Source organism: Pseudomonas sp. LBUM1652 (genome assembly GCF_059716105.1).
The window spans coordinates 5821964-5838215 of record NZ_CP166804.1 but is presented as its reverse complement, the minus strand read 5'-3'; the positions used below and the strand labels follow the sequence as shown (position 1 = coordinate 5838215).

The 16252-nt window shown below is 60.3% G+C and carries 15 protein-coding genes; 6 read left to right on the top strand and 9 right to left on the bottom strand.

The window, feature by feature from the left end; genetic code table 11:
• Positions 1-16 precede the first annotated feature (16 nt).
• Complete coding sequence (locus ACA069_RS26390; RefSeq protein ID WP_187679676.1) at positions 17-964, bottom strand: choline ABC transporter substrate-binding protein; 948 nt, start codon at positions 962-964, stop codon at positions 17-19.
• Between the two features lie 436 nt (positions 965-1400).
• On the opposite strand from ACA069_RS26390, the gene ACA069_RS26385 reads away from it, so the two are divergent.
• A complete protein-coding gene (locus ACA069_RS26385; protein ID WP_401270921.1) occupies positions 1401-2777 on the top strand; it encodes an L-serine ammonia-lyase in 1377 nt (458 codons plus the stop codon).
• Positions 2778-3387: 610 nt separating this feature from the next.
• Positions 3388-4491, top strand: coding sequence for a choline metabolism transcriptional regulator GbdR (gbdR, locus tag ACA069_RS26380; RefSeq protein WP_007949927.1), 1104 nt, complete (start codon positions 3388-3390; stop codon positions 4489-4491).
• Positions 4492-4616: 125 nt separating this feature from the next.
• On the opposite strand, the gene ACA069_RS26375 is transcribed toward gbdR, so the two are convergent.
• The 6 genes from ACA069_RS26375 to ACA069_RS26350 form a co-directional block, all read right to left on the bottom strand.
• Positions 4617-4880, bottom strand: a complete 264-nt coding sequence (locus ACA069_RS26375) for a hypothetical protein (RefSeq protein WP_103304375.1) — start codon at positions 4878-4880, stop codon at positions 4617-4619.
• Positions 4881-5135: 255 nt separating this feature from the next.
• The gene (locus ACA069_RS26370; protein WP_497615501.1) at positions 5136-6299 is read right to left on the bottom strand and encodes a gamma-butyrobetaine dioxygenase; all 1164 of its coding nucleotides are present in this window, start codon (positions 6297-6299) and stop codon (positions 5136-5138) included.
• 22 nt (positions 6300-6321) lie between these two features.
• Positions 6322-6798: a thioesterase family protein gene (locus ACA069_RS26365; protein ID WP_187679672.1), complete on the bottom strand. Its 477-nt coding sequence runs from the start codon at positions 6796-6798 to the stop codon at positions 6322-6324.
• A 241-nt stretch (positions 6799-7039) separates the two neighbouring features.
• The gene (locus ACA069_RS26360) at positions 7040-8005 is read right to left on the bottom strand and encodes an L-carnitine dehydrogenase (RefSeq protein WP_187679671.1); all 966 of its coding nucleotides are present in this window, start codon (positions 8003-8005) and stop codon (positions 7040-7042) included.
• Positions 8006-8233: 228 nt separating this feature from the next.
• On the bottom strand, positions 8234-9121 hold the full coding sequence (cdhC, locus tag ACA069_RS26355) for a 3-dehydrocarnitine:acetyl-CoA trimethylamine transferase CdhC (protein ID WP_093429893.1): 888 nt from the start codon (positions 9119-9121) through the stop codon (positions 8234-8236).
• 75 nt (positions 9122-9196) lie between these two features.
• Positions 9197-10141 (bottom strand): choline ABC transporter substrate-binding protein, encoded by a 945-nt coding sequence (locus ACA069_RS26350; protein ID WP_497615500.1) that lies wholly within the window; start codon positions 10139-10141, stop codon positions 9197-9199.
• 192 nt (positions 10142-10333) lie between these two features.
• On the opposite strand from ACA069_RS26350, the gene ACA069_RS26345 reads away from it, so the two are divergent.
• The gene (locus tag ACA069_RS26345) at positions 10334-11278 is read left to right on the top strand and encodes a GlxA family transcriptional regulator (RefSeq protein ID WP_497615499.1); all 945 of its coding nucleotides are present in this window, start codon (positions 10334-10336) and stop codon (positions 11276-11278) included.
• A gap of 138 nt (positions 11279-11416) precedes the next feature.
• Here the strand turns inward: ACA069_RS26345 and ACA069_RS26340 are convergent, their stop codons facing one another.
• A complete protein-coding gene (locus ACA069_RS26340; RefSeq protein ID WP_103304488.1) occupies positions 11417-11833 on the bottom strand; it encodes a DUF3010 family protein in 417 nt (138 codons plus the stop codon).
• 48 nt (positions 11834-11881) lie between these two features.
• Positions 11882-12283, bottom strand: a complete 402-nt coding sequence (locus ACA069_RS26335; protein ID WP_489879355.1) for a lysozyme inhibitor LprI family protein — start codon at positions 12281-12283, stop codon at positions 11882-11884.
• Positions 12284-12517: 234 nt separating this feature from the next.
• Between ACA069_RS26335 and ACA069_RS26330 the strand changes: the two genes are divergently transcribed.
• The 3 genes from ACA069_RS26330 (at position 12518) to dgcA (ending at position 16179) form a co-directional block, all read left to right on the top strand.
• Positions 12518-13495, top strand: a complete 978-nt coding sequence (locus ACA069_RS26330; protein ID WP_194935229.1) for a dipeptidase — start codon at positions 12518-12520, stop codon at positions 13493-13495.
• Positions 13496-13572: 77 nt separating this feature from the next.
• Positions 13573-14103 carry a DUF5943 domain-containing protein gene (locus tag ACA069_RS26325; RefSeq protein WP_497615498.1) on the top strand — a complete coding sequence of 177 codons (531 nt, stop codon included), beginning with the start codon at positions 13573-13575 and terminating at the stop codon, positions 14101-14103.
• A 15-nt stretch (positions 14104-14118) separates the two neighbouring features.
• A complete protein-coding gene (gene dgcA / locus ACA069_RS26320) occupies positions 14119-16179 on the top strand; it encodes a dimethylglycine demethylation protein DgcA (protein WP_401270901.1) in 2061 nt (686 codons plus the stop codon).
• Positions 16180-16252 lie beyond the last annotated feature (73 nt).

Below are 16252 nucleotides of genomic sequence, written 5' to 3'. Positions count from 1 at the left end.
CGTCCGGCATAAGCGATTACTGAGCAATCTTGGCTTTCACGGCCTCCAGGCCAGGTTTACCGTCAATGGTGGTCACGCCAGCGAGCCAGGTATCGAGCACTTGTGGATTCTTTTTCAGCCAGGCCTTGGCGGCCGCGTCAGGCTTCATCTTGTCGTCGAGGATGTTGCCCATCAGTTCACTTTCCATGTCGACAGTGAACTCCAGGTTCTTCAGCAACTGGCCGACGTTGCTGCACTCGGTGGCGTAGCCCTTGCGGGTGTTGGTCGCCACAGTTGCGGCACCGAAATCAGGGCCGAAGAATTCGTCACCACCAGTCAGGTACTGGATCTTGAAGCGCTTGTTCATCGGGTGCGGCGCCCAGCCGAGGAACACCACTTCGGTGCCACGCCGAGAAGCACGGTCAACCTGCGAGAGCATGCCCGCTTCGGAGGATTCGACGACTTTGAAACCGGCGGTTTTCAGGCCGAAGGCGTCCTTGTCGATCATGCTCTGGATCAGACGGTTGCCGTCGTTGCCAGGCTCGATGCCGTAGATCTTGCCGTCGAGTTCTTTCTTGAATTTGGCGATGTCGGCGAAGTCATGCAGACCTTTGTCGTACAGGGCTTGCGGCACGGCGAGCGTGTACTTGGCGCCCGTGAGGTTGGTGCGCACGGTCTCCACGGTGCCGGCTTCGCGGTAGGCCTTGATGTCGTTTTCCATGGTCGGCATCCAGTTGCCGAGGAACACGTCCATGTTCTTGCCGTCGGCCAGCGACTTGTATGTCACAGGCACGGAGATCATGGTGGTCTTGGTCTTGTAGCCGAGGGCGTTGAGAACAACGGAGGTGGTTGCGGTGGTGGCGGTGATGTCGGTCCAGCCGACATCGGAGAAGTTAACGGTACTGCACTGCGCCGGTTCTGCGGCTTGAGCCAGTAACGGCAGACTCAGCATGGCGGCCAACAACAACGACGGGGAACCTTTCATGGATGGACTCCTTGGTGTTTTTTTTGGCAGTGTTCCGACTGTGGACCACCGCACTTATAGGTTGCGGTTGGATGGCGTTCTGGAGACAGCTCTACCACGGCGCCTTGCAATCGAGTCATAACGATCATGTACCAGTGAAAATCTGACGCCTACAGGGGGCGTCGTATCCAGTACAGGGATGGTCGCATCCAGTGTCAGTGACGTCGTTTACAGCTTTTTTCAGCCCCGTTTGGCCATCTGAACCGCATAAAAACGGCGAAAACCGGGGACGAAAGCGCTACGGCGTTAGTGGGCATGAGTGCGTCGGTGTCAGACGCCGTGCGACTCGACAAAAGCCCGATGATGCCGGCATTCCGGCGGATCGCAGCTTGAGCGTAGCAGCTCCGCCAGTGGGCGCTTCACGCCCCGGACCGGCATCCTCAGGAGCTCTGCAGCAATGGCTATCAGCGTTTTCGACCTGTTCAAAATCGGCATCGGCCCTTCCAGTTCTCACACCGTCGGGCCGATGCGCGCCGCGGCATTGTTTGTCGAGTCGCTGCGCAGCAAGCACCAGTTGGAGCACGTGCGCCGCATCGAAGTGCAACTTTTCGGTTCACTGTCGGCCACCGGCATCGGTCACGGCAGCGACAACGCGGTGATCATGGGCCTGATGGGCGAGTGGCCGGACGCAATCGACCCGTCGCAGATCGGCCCGCGCATCCAGGCCTTGCGCGAAACTCACACCCTGCTCTTGGATGGTCGCCTGTCGGTACCGTTTGTCTGGGCTCGCGACATGCGCCTGATTGACGAAAACCTGCCATTCCACCCCAACGCCATGACCCTGGTTGCCGAAGGCGATCACGGTGAACTGCATCGCGACACCTACTATTCAGTCGGCGGCGGGTTTGTGGTGGATGAAGCGCAGGCGTCCAGCGGTGTGGTCGATCTGGATCGCACCGAGTTGCCTTATGACTTTTCCAGCGCCGTCGAGCTGCTGGAACTGTGCAAAAAGAACAACCTGCGCGTCGCCGAATTGATGATGGCCAACGAAAAGGTCTGGCGCAGTGAAGAAGAGATACGCGCTGGGCTGATGACGCTGTGGCGGGCGATGCAGGATTGCGTCGAGCAGGGCCTGAAACACGAGGGCATTCTGCCCGGTGGTTTGAATGTGCGGCGGCGCGCAGCGAAGTTGCATCGCAGTCTGCAAGAGTTGAACAAGCCCAATGTGATCGGCTCGACCCTGAGTGCGATGGAGTGGGTCAACCTGTTTGCCCTTGCCGTCAACGAAGAGAACGCCGCCGGCGGGCGCATGGTTACGGCGCCGACCAATGGAGCGGCGGGGATCATCCCGGCGGTGTTGCACTACTTTATGAAGTTCAGCGAAGCGGTGACTGACGCCAACGTGGTCGATTACTTGCTGGGCGCGGCGGCGGTGGGGATTCTGTGCAAGAAGAATGCTTCGATCTCCGGCGCCGAAGTCGGTTGTCAGGGCGAGGTCGGCTCAGCCTGCGCGATGGCGGCGGCGGGGCTGGCGGAGATTCTTGGCGCCACGCCCGAGCAATTATGCAACGCAGCGGAAATCGGCCTGGAACATAACCTTGGCCTGACCTGCGATCCGGTGGGCGGGCTGGTGCAAGTGCCGTGCATCGAGCGCAACGCGATTGCGGCGGTGAAAGCGATCAATGCGGCGCAGATGGCCTTGCGCGGGGATGGTCAGCATTTCATCTCGCTCGATAGAGTGATCCGCACCATGCGTGATACCGGCGCCGACATGCATGACAAATATAAAGAGACGTCGCGGGGTGGGTTGGCGGTGAGCGCAGTTGAGTGCTGAAACAGAGGTGTCCTGTGGCGAGGGGATTTATCCCCGATGGGCTGCGAAGCAGCCCCAAATCCTGAAATCAAGTTCTGCCTGACACACCATGGTGAATGGATTTACGGCCGCTACGCAGCCGGTCGGGGATAAATCCCCTCACCACAGGGATCCATGTTTGATTTGAAATTGCTGCAGGGCCTGGACCAGTCAAAACTGCTCGGTAAGTGAACACACATAACCGCAAGCGCCACCTTTTAGCGCGTCGCAATCAGATAAGAGTATTTCCCAGTTCCATCACCTGATTCGCCCCTCCTACCGTCCGTCACCCGTGCCTTGGGTGACACTCCCCGCCAACTGCGCGCAGGCCAGTTCCCACAAGTGCTACCGATTTGCTCACAGGCTACGGGGCAGGGCTTTCGCCATCGCTGATGGCACTTCGAAATACCTTTCGTCGGACGTCTCGAATAGACACGTCGCGACGTCGTTTTCAGGAGTTATTGAACGCTCATTCAATTTTAGGCATGGCAATTGCTCTGTCATAACAAAGCCCGTCTCCCGCATGAGTACGCGGCAATAACAAGAGCCTCCGCCTGAGGCCATCACCCGCTTTGTGTGAGGAGATACCGCGATGACGTCGTTCAACTCAGGGGCCCAACCCCAGAACCGTGCGCCTCAATCCATCGGCTTTCTGCTGCTGGACAATTTCACGCTGATTTCCCTGGCCTCTGCGGTAGAACCGCTACGCATGGCCAACCAATTGTCCGGTCGCGAGCTGTATCGCTGGAGCACCCTCACCGTCGATGGCGGCCAGGTGTGGGCCAGTGACGGTCTGCAAATCACCCCCGACGCCTCCATGCACAAAGCCCCGCCGCTGGACACCGTGATCGTCTGCGGCGGCATCGGCATTCAACGCACTGTTACCCGTGAACACGTCTCATGGCTGCAAAGCCAGGCGCGGCAGTCGAAGCGTCTCGGCGCCGTGTGCACCGGCAGTTGGGCGCTGGCCTGCGCCGGCCTGCTCGACGGTTTCGATTGCAGCGTGCACTGGGAATGTCTGGCGGCGATGCAGGAAGCTTTCCCGCGCGTGGCGATGAGCACTCGCCTGTTCACCCTCGACCGTAACCGGTTCACCAGCTCCGGCGGCACCGCGCCGCTGGACATGATGCTGCACCTGATCAGCCGCGATCACGGCCGTGAACTGTCCGCCGCAATCTCGGAGATGTTCGTCTACGAGCGCATCCGCAATGAGCAGGATCACCAGCGCGTGCCGCTCAAGCACATGCTCGGCACCAACCAGCCGAAGTTGCAGGAAATCGTCGCGTTGATGGAAGCGAATCTGGAAGAGCCGATCGACCTCGACGAATTGGCGGTGTACGTCGCCGTGTCGCGTCGACAGCTTGAGCGCCTGTTCCAGAAGTACCTGCACTGCTCGCCGTCACGCTACTACCTCAAGCTGCGTCTGATCCGCGCCCGGCAACTGCTCAAGCAGACACCGATGTCGATCATCGAAGTGGCTTCGGTGTGTGGTTTCGTGTCGACGCCGCACTTCTCCAAGTGCTACCGCGAATACTTCGGCATTCCGCCGCGTGACGAGCGTGTGGGTTCCAATACGACACAGCAAGTGGCGATGCTGCCGCTGCCGCAGGCGATCGTGATGTCGCCGTTGTCGGGGCCGATGTCGGCGTTGAGCCAGGCGCGGAACGAGTCGACGTTTGCCAGCGTAAGGCTCTGATCAGGATCGTTCCCACGCTCTGCGTGGGAGCGCAGCCCGGGACGCTCCGCGTCCCAAAAGGCCGAACGCGGAGCGTCCGTTGAGGCATTCCCACGCGGAGCATGGGAACGATCAGGCGATCAGTGTCAGGCGCTATGTGTCTGTTGGTACTGCGCCAATGCCGGCAACAACTGCTTATCGATGGCCTGACGCACCGCCGGCTGAATGCTTGCGCCGCTGGTGTACATGTCCTTGACCATCTTGCGCAGTTCAAACGCGCGAACGTTATCCAGCCCACGCACCGCACACTCGCAAGCCTGCTCCGCCGTGGAGCCGCTCGGCACTTGAAATCCCAATGCCTTGAGCTGGCCCAACAGGTCTTCCTGATCGATCAAATCGGCATACATCATGAGGCGAATCCTTCTTCGGCAACGGAGGTCGTGGCTCGATTCTGGTAGGCAAGGGGAGGGACGGCAAGGGCGATTTGTCGCAGTGGCCGCGACTGCTATGAACAGGTCGTTTTCGGCTAACTCGTCATAAAGGGGAGTGGGCACACTGACCTCAGCTTGCAACACGAAGGTTTGGTCACCCTCGCACGGCAGCTCCTCAACAGTACCCTCTGCCCCGATCCTGTCACGGCTGGTATCGGGGCTTTTTTTTGCGATCTAGCGTTGCAACACCAGGATGCGCGACAACAACTCATCCCGGTCGATGTAACCGCCCTGAAAGTGCCGCGCCCCGGTGCTTGGGTCAAACGCATTGCGCGCGTGCAACGTGCGGCGATTATCAAAACACCACAACTCACCTGGGCTAAGCCGCTGCATCAAGCGAAAACGCGGCTCCCGCGTCATCGCGATAAACCGCCGATAAGCCCGATACAACACCGGCATCTGTTCCACCGACGTCTCGAACGCGCCGCGCAGAAAATTCGCCATGCGAATCTCCGCGACCCGGCCCAGCGCATCCAGCGCAATGATCGGCGCCAGATAGCGATAGTCGCTATGACGATCCTTGTTGCGAAATTCTACCGGGATCTTGCACAGCGCCTGAAATGACGCAGAGTCTTCCTGGCGCAAGGCATCGGCAATCGCAAACCCGTCGACAAAAATGCTCTCGCCACCCTCAGCGTCATTCACCAGACAATGCAGAAATTGCAGCCCCGGTTGCAGCTCTCGGGTTGGCAGATCCGTGTGCAATGGCAGGTTGAAAGCGGTGTAGGCGTTGCTGTCGGCGTTGGCCTTGGATTGCACGTTGAACAGCACGCCGAAATTGCTTTCGCGGATGAAGGAAATGCGTTGCGCAATGGGTTTCAGCGAACCGGTTTCGGTGGGTACGCCGCGCACCTGAGTCAGACCAATATCACGCACGGCGAGCAGCCATTGCAGCAAAGCTGCGTTGTCGTTCATCAGCGCCGAGTAATCGAAGACCGGCAACTGCAAGTCGTTGTGCCACAGGTAAGGCTTGGGTTTGGCGGCCAGGCGTTCGGCGCGGGATTCGTCGTCATAGGCATGCGCCCGCAGCCAGCCCGGATCGAAACGGCTGAGATGGCCGTCCTGCCAGTCGATGCACAGGCAGCCTCCGGTATCGATATACGCAGCAACGGGGGCCAGATCCTGCGCCGCATCGACAATCTCGAAAAGCTGTTCGCGAGTGACGTTGTAGACGCACTGTTCACACGGGCAGTTATCCCGCAACCAGACATGATGAAACGGGCTGATGCGGCCATCGGCCCAGGCAATCGAAACGCGATCCGCCAGGCTCTGCACGCCACTCAGCGCGCTGATCAACGGATAAGTACGGAAGTCGGCAACAGCGGCAGCGGTGTTCATGGCGGCTCCTTGCGATTGGGATTTACCGGGCGGGTGGCAGGGCGATGACGCGGCCGATGTAAGCGGGGGCGGGCAGGTCGGTCTGCTCGGCGACGATGGCTTGCAGGCGGCTCAGGGTGTCGGCACTGAACGGCGCCGAACGCGGGCCGGCAAGGTCGACGTGGAGCAGCATTTGTTCGTTGCCGGCCAGTTCCTGGTCCTCTCCGACCTTATGCAGGCTGTGATAAAGGTGCAGGCGCTTGCTGTCGTGGCCGATGATTTGCGTGCGCACTTCGACGTCGGTGTCGAGCTTCACTTCATGCAGGTAATTGAGATGCAGTTCGAGGGTGAACAGCGAGTTGCCGCTGGCTTCGCGGTTGTTGCTGTCCATGCCGAGACGGTCCATCAGGGCGTCGGTGGCGTAGCTGAAGATCAGCAGGTAGAAGGCATCGCGCAGATGGCCGTTATAGTCGACCCAGTCGGGGATGATGCGGGTTTGGTAGGTGGTGAGGTGGGGCATGGTTTGGATTCCGGCAGTTGGCGGGTCGTTAGGATCAAGAGCAACCCCCTCACCCCAGCCCTCCCGAAACGTCGGACCGCCCCCAAGGGGGCGAGGGGGAAAGGGAGCTGATCGGGGGCTGTTCAGACCTTGAGTTCGGCTCGGTATTTTCAGGTCGGTGTAGCTCGAACATTCACCTCGGTCAGTCCCCTCTCCCCCCGGGAGAGGGCTAGGGTGAGGGCAGCAGTTTGAAGCGGACGCATCACTCGCTGAAACTCATCCCATGCTTCTCCTTGGTAGCTTTCACCGCCTCAAGCACCGCTAGCAAACAATCATCACGATAGCGCTCCAGCGCCGAGATGCTGCGCTCGCCAAGCTGTTCACTGGTGCCATCCACCACGTCATCGATCAACTTGTCGGTCAACTCCGGCGCCGGCAGATACGTCCACGGCAACTGCAACGCCGGGCCGAATTGCGACATGAAGTGGCGCATGCCGGCATCGCCACCCGCCAGGGTGTAAGTCAGGAAAGTGCCCATGAACGACCAGCGCAAACCGGCGCCAAAACGGATCGCATCGTCGATCTCGCCGGTAGTCGCAACGCCATCGTTGACCAGGTGTAGCGCCTCGCGCCACAACGCTTCGAGCAAGCGGTCGGCGATGAAGCCCGGAACTTCCTTGCGCACATGCAGCGGACGCATGCCGAGGGATTCGTAGACTTTCATCGCCGCTTGCACGGCTTCGGGCGCGGTGTTTTTGCCGCCGACCACTTCGACTAGCGGCAGGAGGTAAACCGGATTGAACGGATGACCGACCACACAGCGTTCCGGGTGCGTCGAACTCTCGTAAAACTCACTCGGCAACAGGCCTGAAGTACTCGATCCAATCAAAGCATTGGGCTTGGCCGCTGCGCTGATTTTGCTGTGCAGTTCCAGTTTCAGCTCCAGGCGTTCCGGGGCGCTTTCCTGAATGAAATCGGCATCGCGCACGCATTCTTCGATGGTCGCGACAAAACGCAGGCGATCTTGGGATGCGCCCGGCGCCAGGCCGCTTTTCTCCAGTGCGCCCCAGGCATTGGCCACGCGTTTGCGCAGTGCCGCTTCAGCGCCGGGCGCCGGGTCCCAGGCCACCACATCGAGGCCGTGGGCGAGGGCGCGGGCAACCCAGCCGCTGCCGATGACACCGCTGCCGAGGGCGGCGAAGGTTTTGATTTCGGTGATAAAGCTCATGGCGATTTCCTGAGAGAGTTCGGTGATCCCTGTGGAAACTCTGTTCTTGTGGCGAGGGGATTTAGCGAAACGTCGCACCGTCCCGATCGGCTGCGAAGCAGTCGTAAAACCAGCACCCTCGGTCTATCTGATGCCCCGGGTTGTCAGGTTTTGGGGCGGCTTCGCCACCCATCGGGGATAAATCCCCTCACCACAAAATTTATGTTCACAGGGGAGAAAGGGTGAGGTTTAGCCGCGCTGGGTCAGGCCCATCTTCTTGCGGCCTTCCGCCGGGGTCAGTACCCGGGCACCGAGGCGGCTGAGGATCTCGGTGGCGCGTTCGACCAATTGACCGTTGGTCGCCAGCACGCCCTTGTCCAGCCACAGGTTGTCTTCCAGGCCGACCCGAACGTTGCCGCCGAGCAACACTGCTTGCGCGGCCATCGGCATCTGCATGCGGCCGATACCAAACCCGGCCCACACCGCGTCCGCCGGCAGGTTGTCGACCATGGCTTTCATGGTGGTGGTGTCGGCCGGCGCGCCCCACGGGATGCCCAGGCACAGCTGGAACAACGGGTTGTCGAGCAAGCCTTCCTTGATCATCTGCTTGGCGAACCACAGGTGACCGGTGTCGAAAATTTCCAGTTCGGCTTTCACGCCCAGCTCGGTGATGCGCTTGGCGCCTGCCCGCAGCTGCGCCGGGGTCGAAACGTAAATGGTGTCGCCATCGCCGAAGTTGAGGGTGCCGCAATCGAGGGTGCAGATTTCCGGCAGCAATGCTTCAACGTGAGCCAGGCGAGTCAGCGGGCCGACCAGATCGGTGTTCGGGCCGAACTCCATAGGATTCTCGCCAGCGCCGATCTCCAGGTCGCCGCCCATGCCGGCGGTGAGGTTGACGATGATGTCGACGTCCGCCTCGCGGATGCGCTCCATCACTTCGCGGTACAGCGCCACGTCACGGCTGAACTTGCCGGTCTGTGGATCGCGCACATGGCAGTGCACGACGGTGGCGCCAGCCTTGGCCGCTTCCACGGCGGCTGCGGCGATCTGTTTCGGGGTGACCGGCACGTGGGGGCTCTTGGCGGTCGTGTCGCCAGCACCGGTAAGTGCGCAGGTGATGATGACGTCGTGGTTCATGAGGCGGTTTCCTTCAGGCGTGATGGGTCTGTTCGCAGCCCTTGCCGGACTGCGAAGCGATGATTCAGTGGTGGGTTATTGACTGGTCAGTTGCAGGTTTTCAGCGGCCGGTTTGCCGTCGAAAGTGGTCACACCTTCAAGCCAGCGCTGTTTGTCTTGCGGGTGATCCTTGAGCCATTGCCTGGCCGACTCAAAGGCGTCCTTGTGATCGAGCAGCGGCTGCATCATCCGGCTCTCGTCTTCGGCGGTGAACGTCAGGTTGCTCAGCAGGCGACCGATGTTCGGGCATTGTTCGGCGTATTTCGGCGACGTGACCGTCCACACCGTGGCCATGCCTTCGTTCGGGCCGAGGGCGTCGTCGCTGCCGGTGAGGTAGGTCATCTTGACGTTGACGTTCATCGGGTGCGGCGCCCAGCCAAAGAACACCACGGCCTCTTTGCGGCGCACGGCGCGATCGACGGCGGCAAGCATGCCGGCCTCGCTGGACTCGACCAACTGGAACTTGCCGAGGCCGAACTGGTTCTTGGTGATCATTGCCTTGATTTGGGTATTGGCGCCTGAACCCGGCTCGATGCCGTAGATCTTGCCGCCCAGTTCTTTCTCGAATTTGGCGATGTCGGCGAACGTCTTCAGCCCCTTGTCGGCCAGATAGGTCGGCACAGCGAGGGTGGCGCGGGCGTCTTTGAGGCTTGGTGCTTCAAGGACTTTGACCTGATTGGCATCGACGAACGGGGTGATGGTCTGGGTCATCAACGGGTTCCAGTAGCCGAGGAACAAGTCCAGACGCTGGTCGCGGATCCCGGCGAAGATGATTTGCTGGGACGCGCTGGTTTGTTTGGTGCTGTAGCCGAGGCCGTCGAGCAGCACCTGGGTCATGGCACTGGTGGCGATCACGTCGGTCCAGTTGACCACGCCCATGCGCACGTTCTGGCAAGACGCGGGTTCGGCCGCCATGACGCTGGCGCTCAAGAAAGCGGTACCGCTGAGTGCAAGAACACAGCTGCTGATCAGTCGTTTCATGTCGGGTTCCTCGGCAGGTCGTTTATTGTGAGTTCCGGCATCTGGCGTGCCGGTGATGCAAAGTTACGCAGCTATACGCCCTTGAAAGCGCACTGCGGCGACTGGCATTTGCACTGTAGCGACCTGTGCGCTTGAACGCTGACGACAATCGGCGTATCAACGATCCACGCTACCCGCCGACCGAGTGCGCACATGTCCCAGGATTTCTACTTTTTGCTGATGCCGGGGTTCTCCGCCATCGGCTTTATTTCCGCGATCGAACCGCTGCGTGTGGCCAACCGCTTTCGTGGCGAGTTGTACCGCTGGCATGTGCTGAGCGCTGACGGCGGGGCGGTGCTGGCGAGTAACGGCATGTCGGTCAACGCCGACGCAGCGCTGGAACCGCTGAAGAAAGGCGCGACGTTGTTGGTGGTGGCTGGCTTCGAACCGCTGAAGTTCGCCACGCCGACGCTGGAGCATTGGCTGCGGCGGCTGGACAACGAAGGCGTGACCCTCGGCGCCATCGACACCGGCAGTTTCGTCCTCGCCGAGGCTGGCCTGCTCGATGGTCATCGCCTGACCCTGCACTGGGAAGCCATCGACGCCTTCAAGGAATCTTATCCACAGCTCAGCGTGACCCAGGAGCTGTTCGAGATCGACCGTCGACGCATCACCTCGGCCGGTGGCACGGCGTCCATCGATCTGATGCTCGACCTGATCGCCCAGGCCCACGGCCCGCAAGTGGCGATTCAGGTCAGCGAACAGTTTGTGTTGGGGCGAATTCGTCCACGCAAAGACCATCAACGCATGGAAGTCGCCACGCGTTACGGCATCAGCAACAAGAAGCTGGTTCAGGTGATTGGCGAGATGGAACAACACAGCGAGCCGCCACTGACCACGTTGGCGTTGGCGGAATCGATCAAAGTGACCCGGCGCCAACTTGAGCGCCTGTTTCGGCTGCATCTGAACGACACGCCGAGCAATTTCTATCTGCGCTTAAGGCTGGAAAAGGCCCGGCAGCTATTACGCCAGACGGATATGAGCGTGCTGGAAGTCAGCATCGCTTGCGGTTTTGAATCGCCGTCGTATTTCACCCGCAGCTACCGGGCACGTTTCGCCCGTTGCCCGAGAGAAGACCGCCGTACCGCCAACGCCTGAATGGGTGTATACAAAACCAATGTGGGAGCGAGCCTGCTCGCGAATGCGGTGTGTCATTCAACACCAATGTCGACTGACAGATTGCATTCGCGAGCAGGCTCGCTCCCACAGTTGGTTTGTGTCGTCTGGAAGATCGGATTACTTCTTCACCAACGCCGAACACGCCGCTTTATAAGCCTCATGCTGATACTTGTTCAGCGTCCCCGGCAGCTCGAAATTGTGCTTCTTGGCCTGCGCATTAATGGTCTGCGGCGACAACAACGTCACCTCGCAGCCATCAAGCAACTGAAACACACCCTCTATCTTGAACGTGGTCGGCCCACCGGCAAACTCACCCTTCTTGCTGCGCTTCTTGATCGCAATCCGGTCAATCGAGTTCTCCCGCACAAACGACGCCACCTGCGCGGCGAAGCGTTTGACGTTGGCCGCCTCGTCGTCATCGTCGAGGGCGATTTTCTTGGTGCTGAGGGCGACGTGACTCAGGGTCGAACCGTCGAGAGCGGCCACGGCGATGATCGCTTCGCTGCCTTTGATTTCGATGCCGCAGATGTTCATGGGTGTCCCTTGATTGGCTATATGAAGTGCAGCTTACAGCGCAGACCCTCACTCCTGCCCAATCGACTCCAAAAACTCCGACCGCTCATCACTCATCCGCGCCACACAGTCATTTTGCGCAATCTTGAAGGCCTTGCTGCCTTCGGTGGCCGGGAAGGCTTCCACCGCGCAATCGGCGTCGCGGGTTTTCAGCCACTGCTGCTGGGCAGTCTTCAGCTTGGCGGTGATGTCGGCCAGCTGCGCCGGGTTCTTGCCGTACGCGGTTTGCATGCGTTCGGCGAGGCTGGCGTAGTTGTCCTTGAGCAGGTCTTCGGCGGTGGTACGGCTGTAGGTCGAGCATTCCAGGGTCTGGACGTCGCTTTCCACTGCGTCGCACGGGTTGTTGTCGGACTCTTCAGCGGCGTGTACGCCGGTCGCAATCAAAGCCAAAGCCAGGAAGATCGATTTCATTGATGTCGCCGCTCTAATCCAGTGGTGTTTCCAAGATGCGGGAGATTCTGGCTCAAGCTTGCAGGCTTGAACAGGTGGCTGGTCGGGCCGCTTGGTGACCCTTTGTCGCGGATTGACGCTTTCGGCAATTCCCCTGTCGTTTTTGCACCCGGTCGCCCCTGCACCGAGGCATATGCTGGCCCCAAAGCGCCGGCAGACGATTCGGCGCATGAATCGCCAATAAGGGGACGCCTGATGAGCCCAGCCGAATTACACGCCGACAGCATCGTTATCGACGGTCTGATCATTGCCAAATGGAACCGTGAGCTGTTCGAAGACATGCGCAAGGGCGGTCTGACGGCGGCCAACTGCACCGTGTCAGTGTGGGAAGGCTTTCAGGCGACCGTGAACAACATCGCTGCCAGCCAGAAGCTGATCCGCGAAAACAGCGACCTGGTGATGCCGGTACGCACCACCGCCGACATTCGTCGCGCCAAAGAGCAAGGCAAGACCGGCATCCTGTTCGGCTTCCAGAATGCCCACGCGTTTGAAGACCAGATCGGCTATGTCGAGGTGTTCAAGCAGCTCGGCGTCGGCATCGTGCAGATGTGCTACAACACCCAGAACCTGGTCGGCACCGGTTGCTACGAGCGTGACGGCGGCCTGTCGGGCTTCGGTCGCGAGATCGTTGCCGAGATGAACCGCGTTGGCGTGATGTGCGACCTGTCCCACGTCGGTTCCAAGACGTCCGAGGAAGTCATCCTCGAATCGAAAAAACCGGTCTGCTATTCCCACTGCCTGCCGTCGGGGCTTAAAGAGCACCCGCGCAACAAGTCCGATGAAGAGCTCAAGTTCATTGCCGACCACGGCGGTTTCGTTGGCGTGACCATGTTCGCGCCGTTCCTCGCCAAGGGCATCGATTCGACCATCGACGACTACGCCGAAGCCATCGAATACGTGATGAACATCGTTGGCGAAGATTCCATTGGCATCGGCACCGACTTCACTCAGGGCCATGGCCAGGACTTCTTCGAATACCTGACCCACGACAAGGGCTACGCCCGCCGTCTGACCAGTTTCGGCAAGATCATCAACCCGCTGGGCATCCGCACCGTCGGCGAGTTCCCGAACCTGACTGAAACCCTGCTCAAGCGTGGCCACTCCGAGCGCGTGGTACGCAAGATCATGGGCGAGAACTGGGTGAACGTCCTAAAGGACGTCTGGGGCGAATAAGCCGCTGCACTTCTGAATCCTTTCCTCCGGCCGTCCGCGCCGGGGCAACAAACCAAATTTTCTGGAGTTAAGTTTCCATGGCCAAGATCGCCCCGCAATTGCCAATCGAAGTCGACAGCGAGACCGGTGTCTGGACCTCCGACGCCCTGCCGATGCTGTACGTGCCGCGCCACTTTTTCGTCAACAACCACATGGGCATCGAAGAAGTGCTGGGCGCCGGCGCCTACGCCGAAATCCTCTACAAGGCCGGCTACAAGTCCGCCTGGCACTGGTGTGAAAAAGAAGCCGAATGCCACGGTCTGGAAGGCGTAGCGGTGTTCGAGCACTACATGAAGCGCCTGTCGCAACGCGGCTGGGGTCTGTTCAAGATCCAGGACATCGACCTCGACAAAGGCACCGCCAGCGTCAAGCTCGAACACTCGGCGTTCGTCTACGTCTACGGCAAGGTCGGGCGCAAGGTCGACTACATGTTCACCGGTTGGTTTGCCGGTGCCATGGATCAGATTCTTGAGGCTCGCGGCAGCAAGATCCGCACCGTTGCCGAGCAAGTCTACGGTGGCTCCGAAGAAGGCCACGACGACGGCCTGTTCACCGTCAAGCCGTTGTAAGTCGAGGAACCCGCCATGGCTTTCGAAGCAATGTTCCAGCCGATCCAGATCGGCAAACTGACCATCCGCAACCGCGTGCTCAGTACCGCGCACGCCGAGGTCTACGCGACCGACGGCGGTATGACCACCGATCGCTACGTCAAATATTACGAAGAGAAAGCCAAGGGCGGCATCGGCCTGGCGATTTGCGGTGGCTCCTCCAGCGTGGCCATCGACAGCCCGCAAGGCTGGTGGAAATCGGTCAACCTGGCAGACGACCGGATCATCCCGCACTTCCAGAATCTGGCCGACGCCATGCACAAGCATGGCGCCAAGATCATGATCCAGATTACCCACATGGGCCGTCGCTCGCGTTGGGACGGCGAGCACTGGCCGACCCTGCTGTCGCCGTCGGGTATCCGTGAACCGGTGCACCGCGCAACCTGCAAAACCATCGAGCCGGAAGAAATCTGGCGGGTGATCGGCAACTACGCCACCGCTGCCGCGCGGGCCAAGGCTGGCGGGCTGGACGGCGTTGAACTGTCGGCTGTGCACCAGCACATGATCGACCAGTTCTGGAGCCCGCGCGTCAACAAACGCACCGACGAATGGGGCGGCAGCTTCGAGAACCGCATGCGTTTCGGTCTGGAAGTGCTCAAGGCTGTGCGCAAGGAAGTCGGCGACGATTTCTGCGTCGGTATTCGTCTGTGCGGTGACGAGTTCCACCCGGACGGCTTGTCCCACGAAGACATGAAGCAGATCGCCAAGTATTACGACGACACCGGCATGATCGACTTCATCGGCGTGGTCGGTTCGGGTTGTGACACCCACAACACCCTGGCCAACGTTATCCCCAACATGAGTTATCCACCGGAGCCGTTCCTGCACTTGGCCGCCGGGATCAAGGAAGTGGTGAAAGCGCCGGTGCTGCACGCGCAGAACATCAAGGACCCGAACCAGGCTACGCGCATTCTGGAAGGCGGTTACGTCGACATGGTCGGCATGACCCGCGCGCATATTGCCGACCCGCACCTGATCGCCAAGATCAAGATGGGCCAGATCGACCAGATCAAACAGTGCGTCGGCGCCAACTATTGCATCGACCGTCAGTACCAAGGGCTGGATGTGCTGTGCATCCAGAACGCCGCAACGTCCCGTGAATACATGGGCGTGCCGCACATCATCGAGAAGTCCACGGGCGTCAAACGCAAAGTGGTGGTGGTCGGTGCCGGGCCTGCCGGGATGGAAGCCGCGCGTGTTGCGGCCGAGCGTGGCCACGACGTGACCTTGTTCGAGAAGAAAGACTTCATCGGCGGGCAGATCACCACGGCTTCGAAAGCACCACAGCGCGACCAGATCGCCGGCATCACCCGCTGGTTCCAGCTGGAACTGGCGCGCTTGAAAGTCGATCTGCGTCTGGGCACGGCTGCCGACGCGGCGACCATCCTCGATCTGCGTCCGGACGTAGTCGTGCTGGCGGTCGGCGGGCATCCGTTCCTTGAGCAGAACGAACACTGGGGCGCTGCTGAAGGGCTGGTGGTCAGCAGTTGGGACGTGCTCGACGGCAAGGTCGCGCCGGGCAAGAACGTGCTGGTCTACGACACCATTTGCGAGTTCACCGGGATGTCGGTTGCCGACTTCCTCGCTGACAAGGGCAGCCAGGTCGAGATCGTCACCGACGACATCAAACCGGGCGTGGCCATTGGCGGTACGTCGTTCCCGACCTACTACCGCAGCATGTACCCGAAAGAAGTGATCATGACCGGCGACATGATGCTGGAGAAGGTCTACCGCGAAGGCGACAAGCTCGTGGCGGTGCTGGAAAACGAATACACCGGCGCCAAAGAGGAGCGGGTGGTCGATCAGGTGGTGGTGGAAAACGGCGTGCGTCCGGATGAAGAGCTGTATTACGGGCTCAAGGACGGTTCGCGCAACAAGGGCCAGATCGACATCGACGCACTGTTCGCGATCAAGCCGCAGCCCTCGCTGAGCACCACGGGTGACGGCTACTTGCTGTTCCGCATCGGCGATTGCGTGGCGCAGCGTAATACCCACGCTGCGATCTACGACGCACTGCGCCTCTGCAAGGATTTCTAAGCTGCTGAACTGATCGTTCCCACGCTCTGCGTGGGAATGCCGCAATGGACGCTCCGCGTCCGCTTTGGGACGC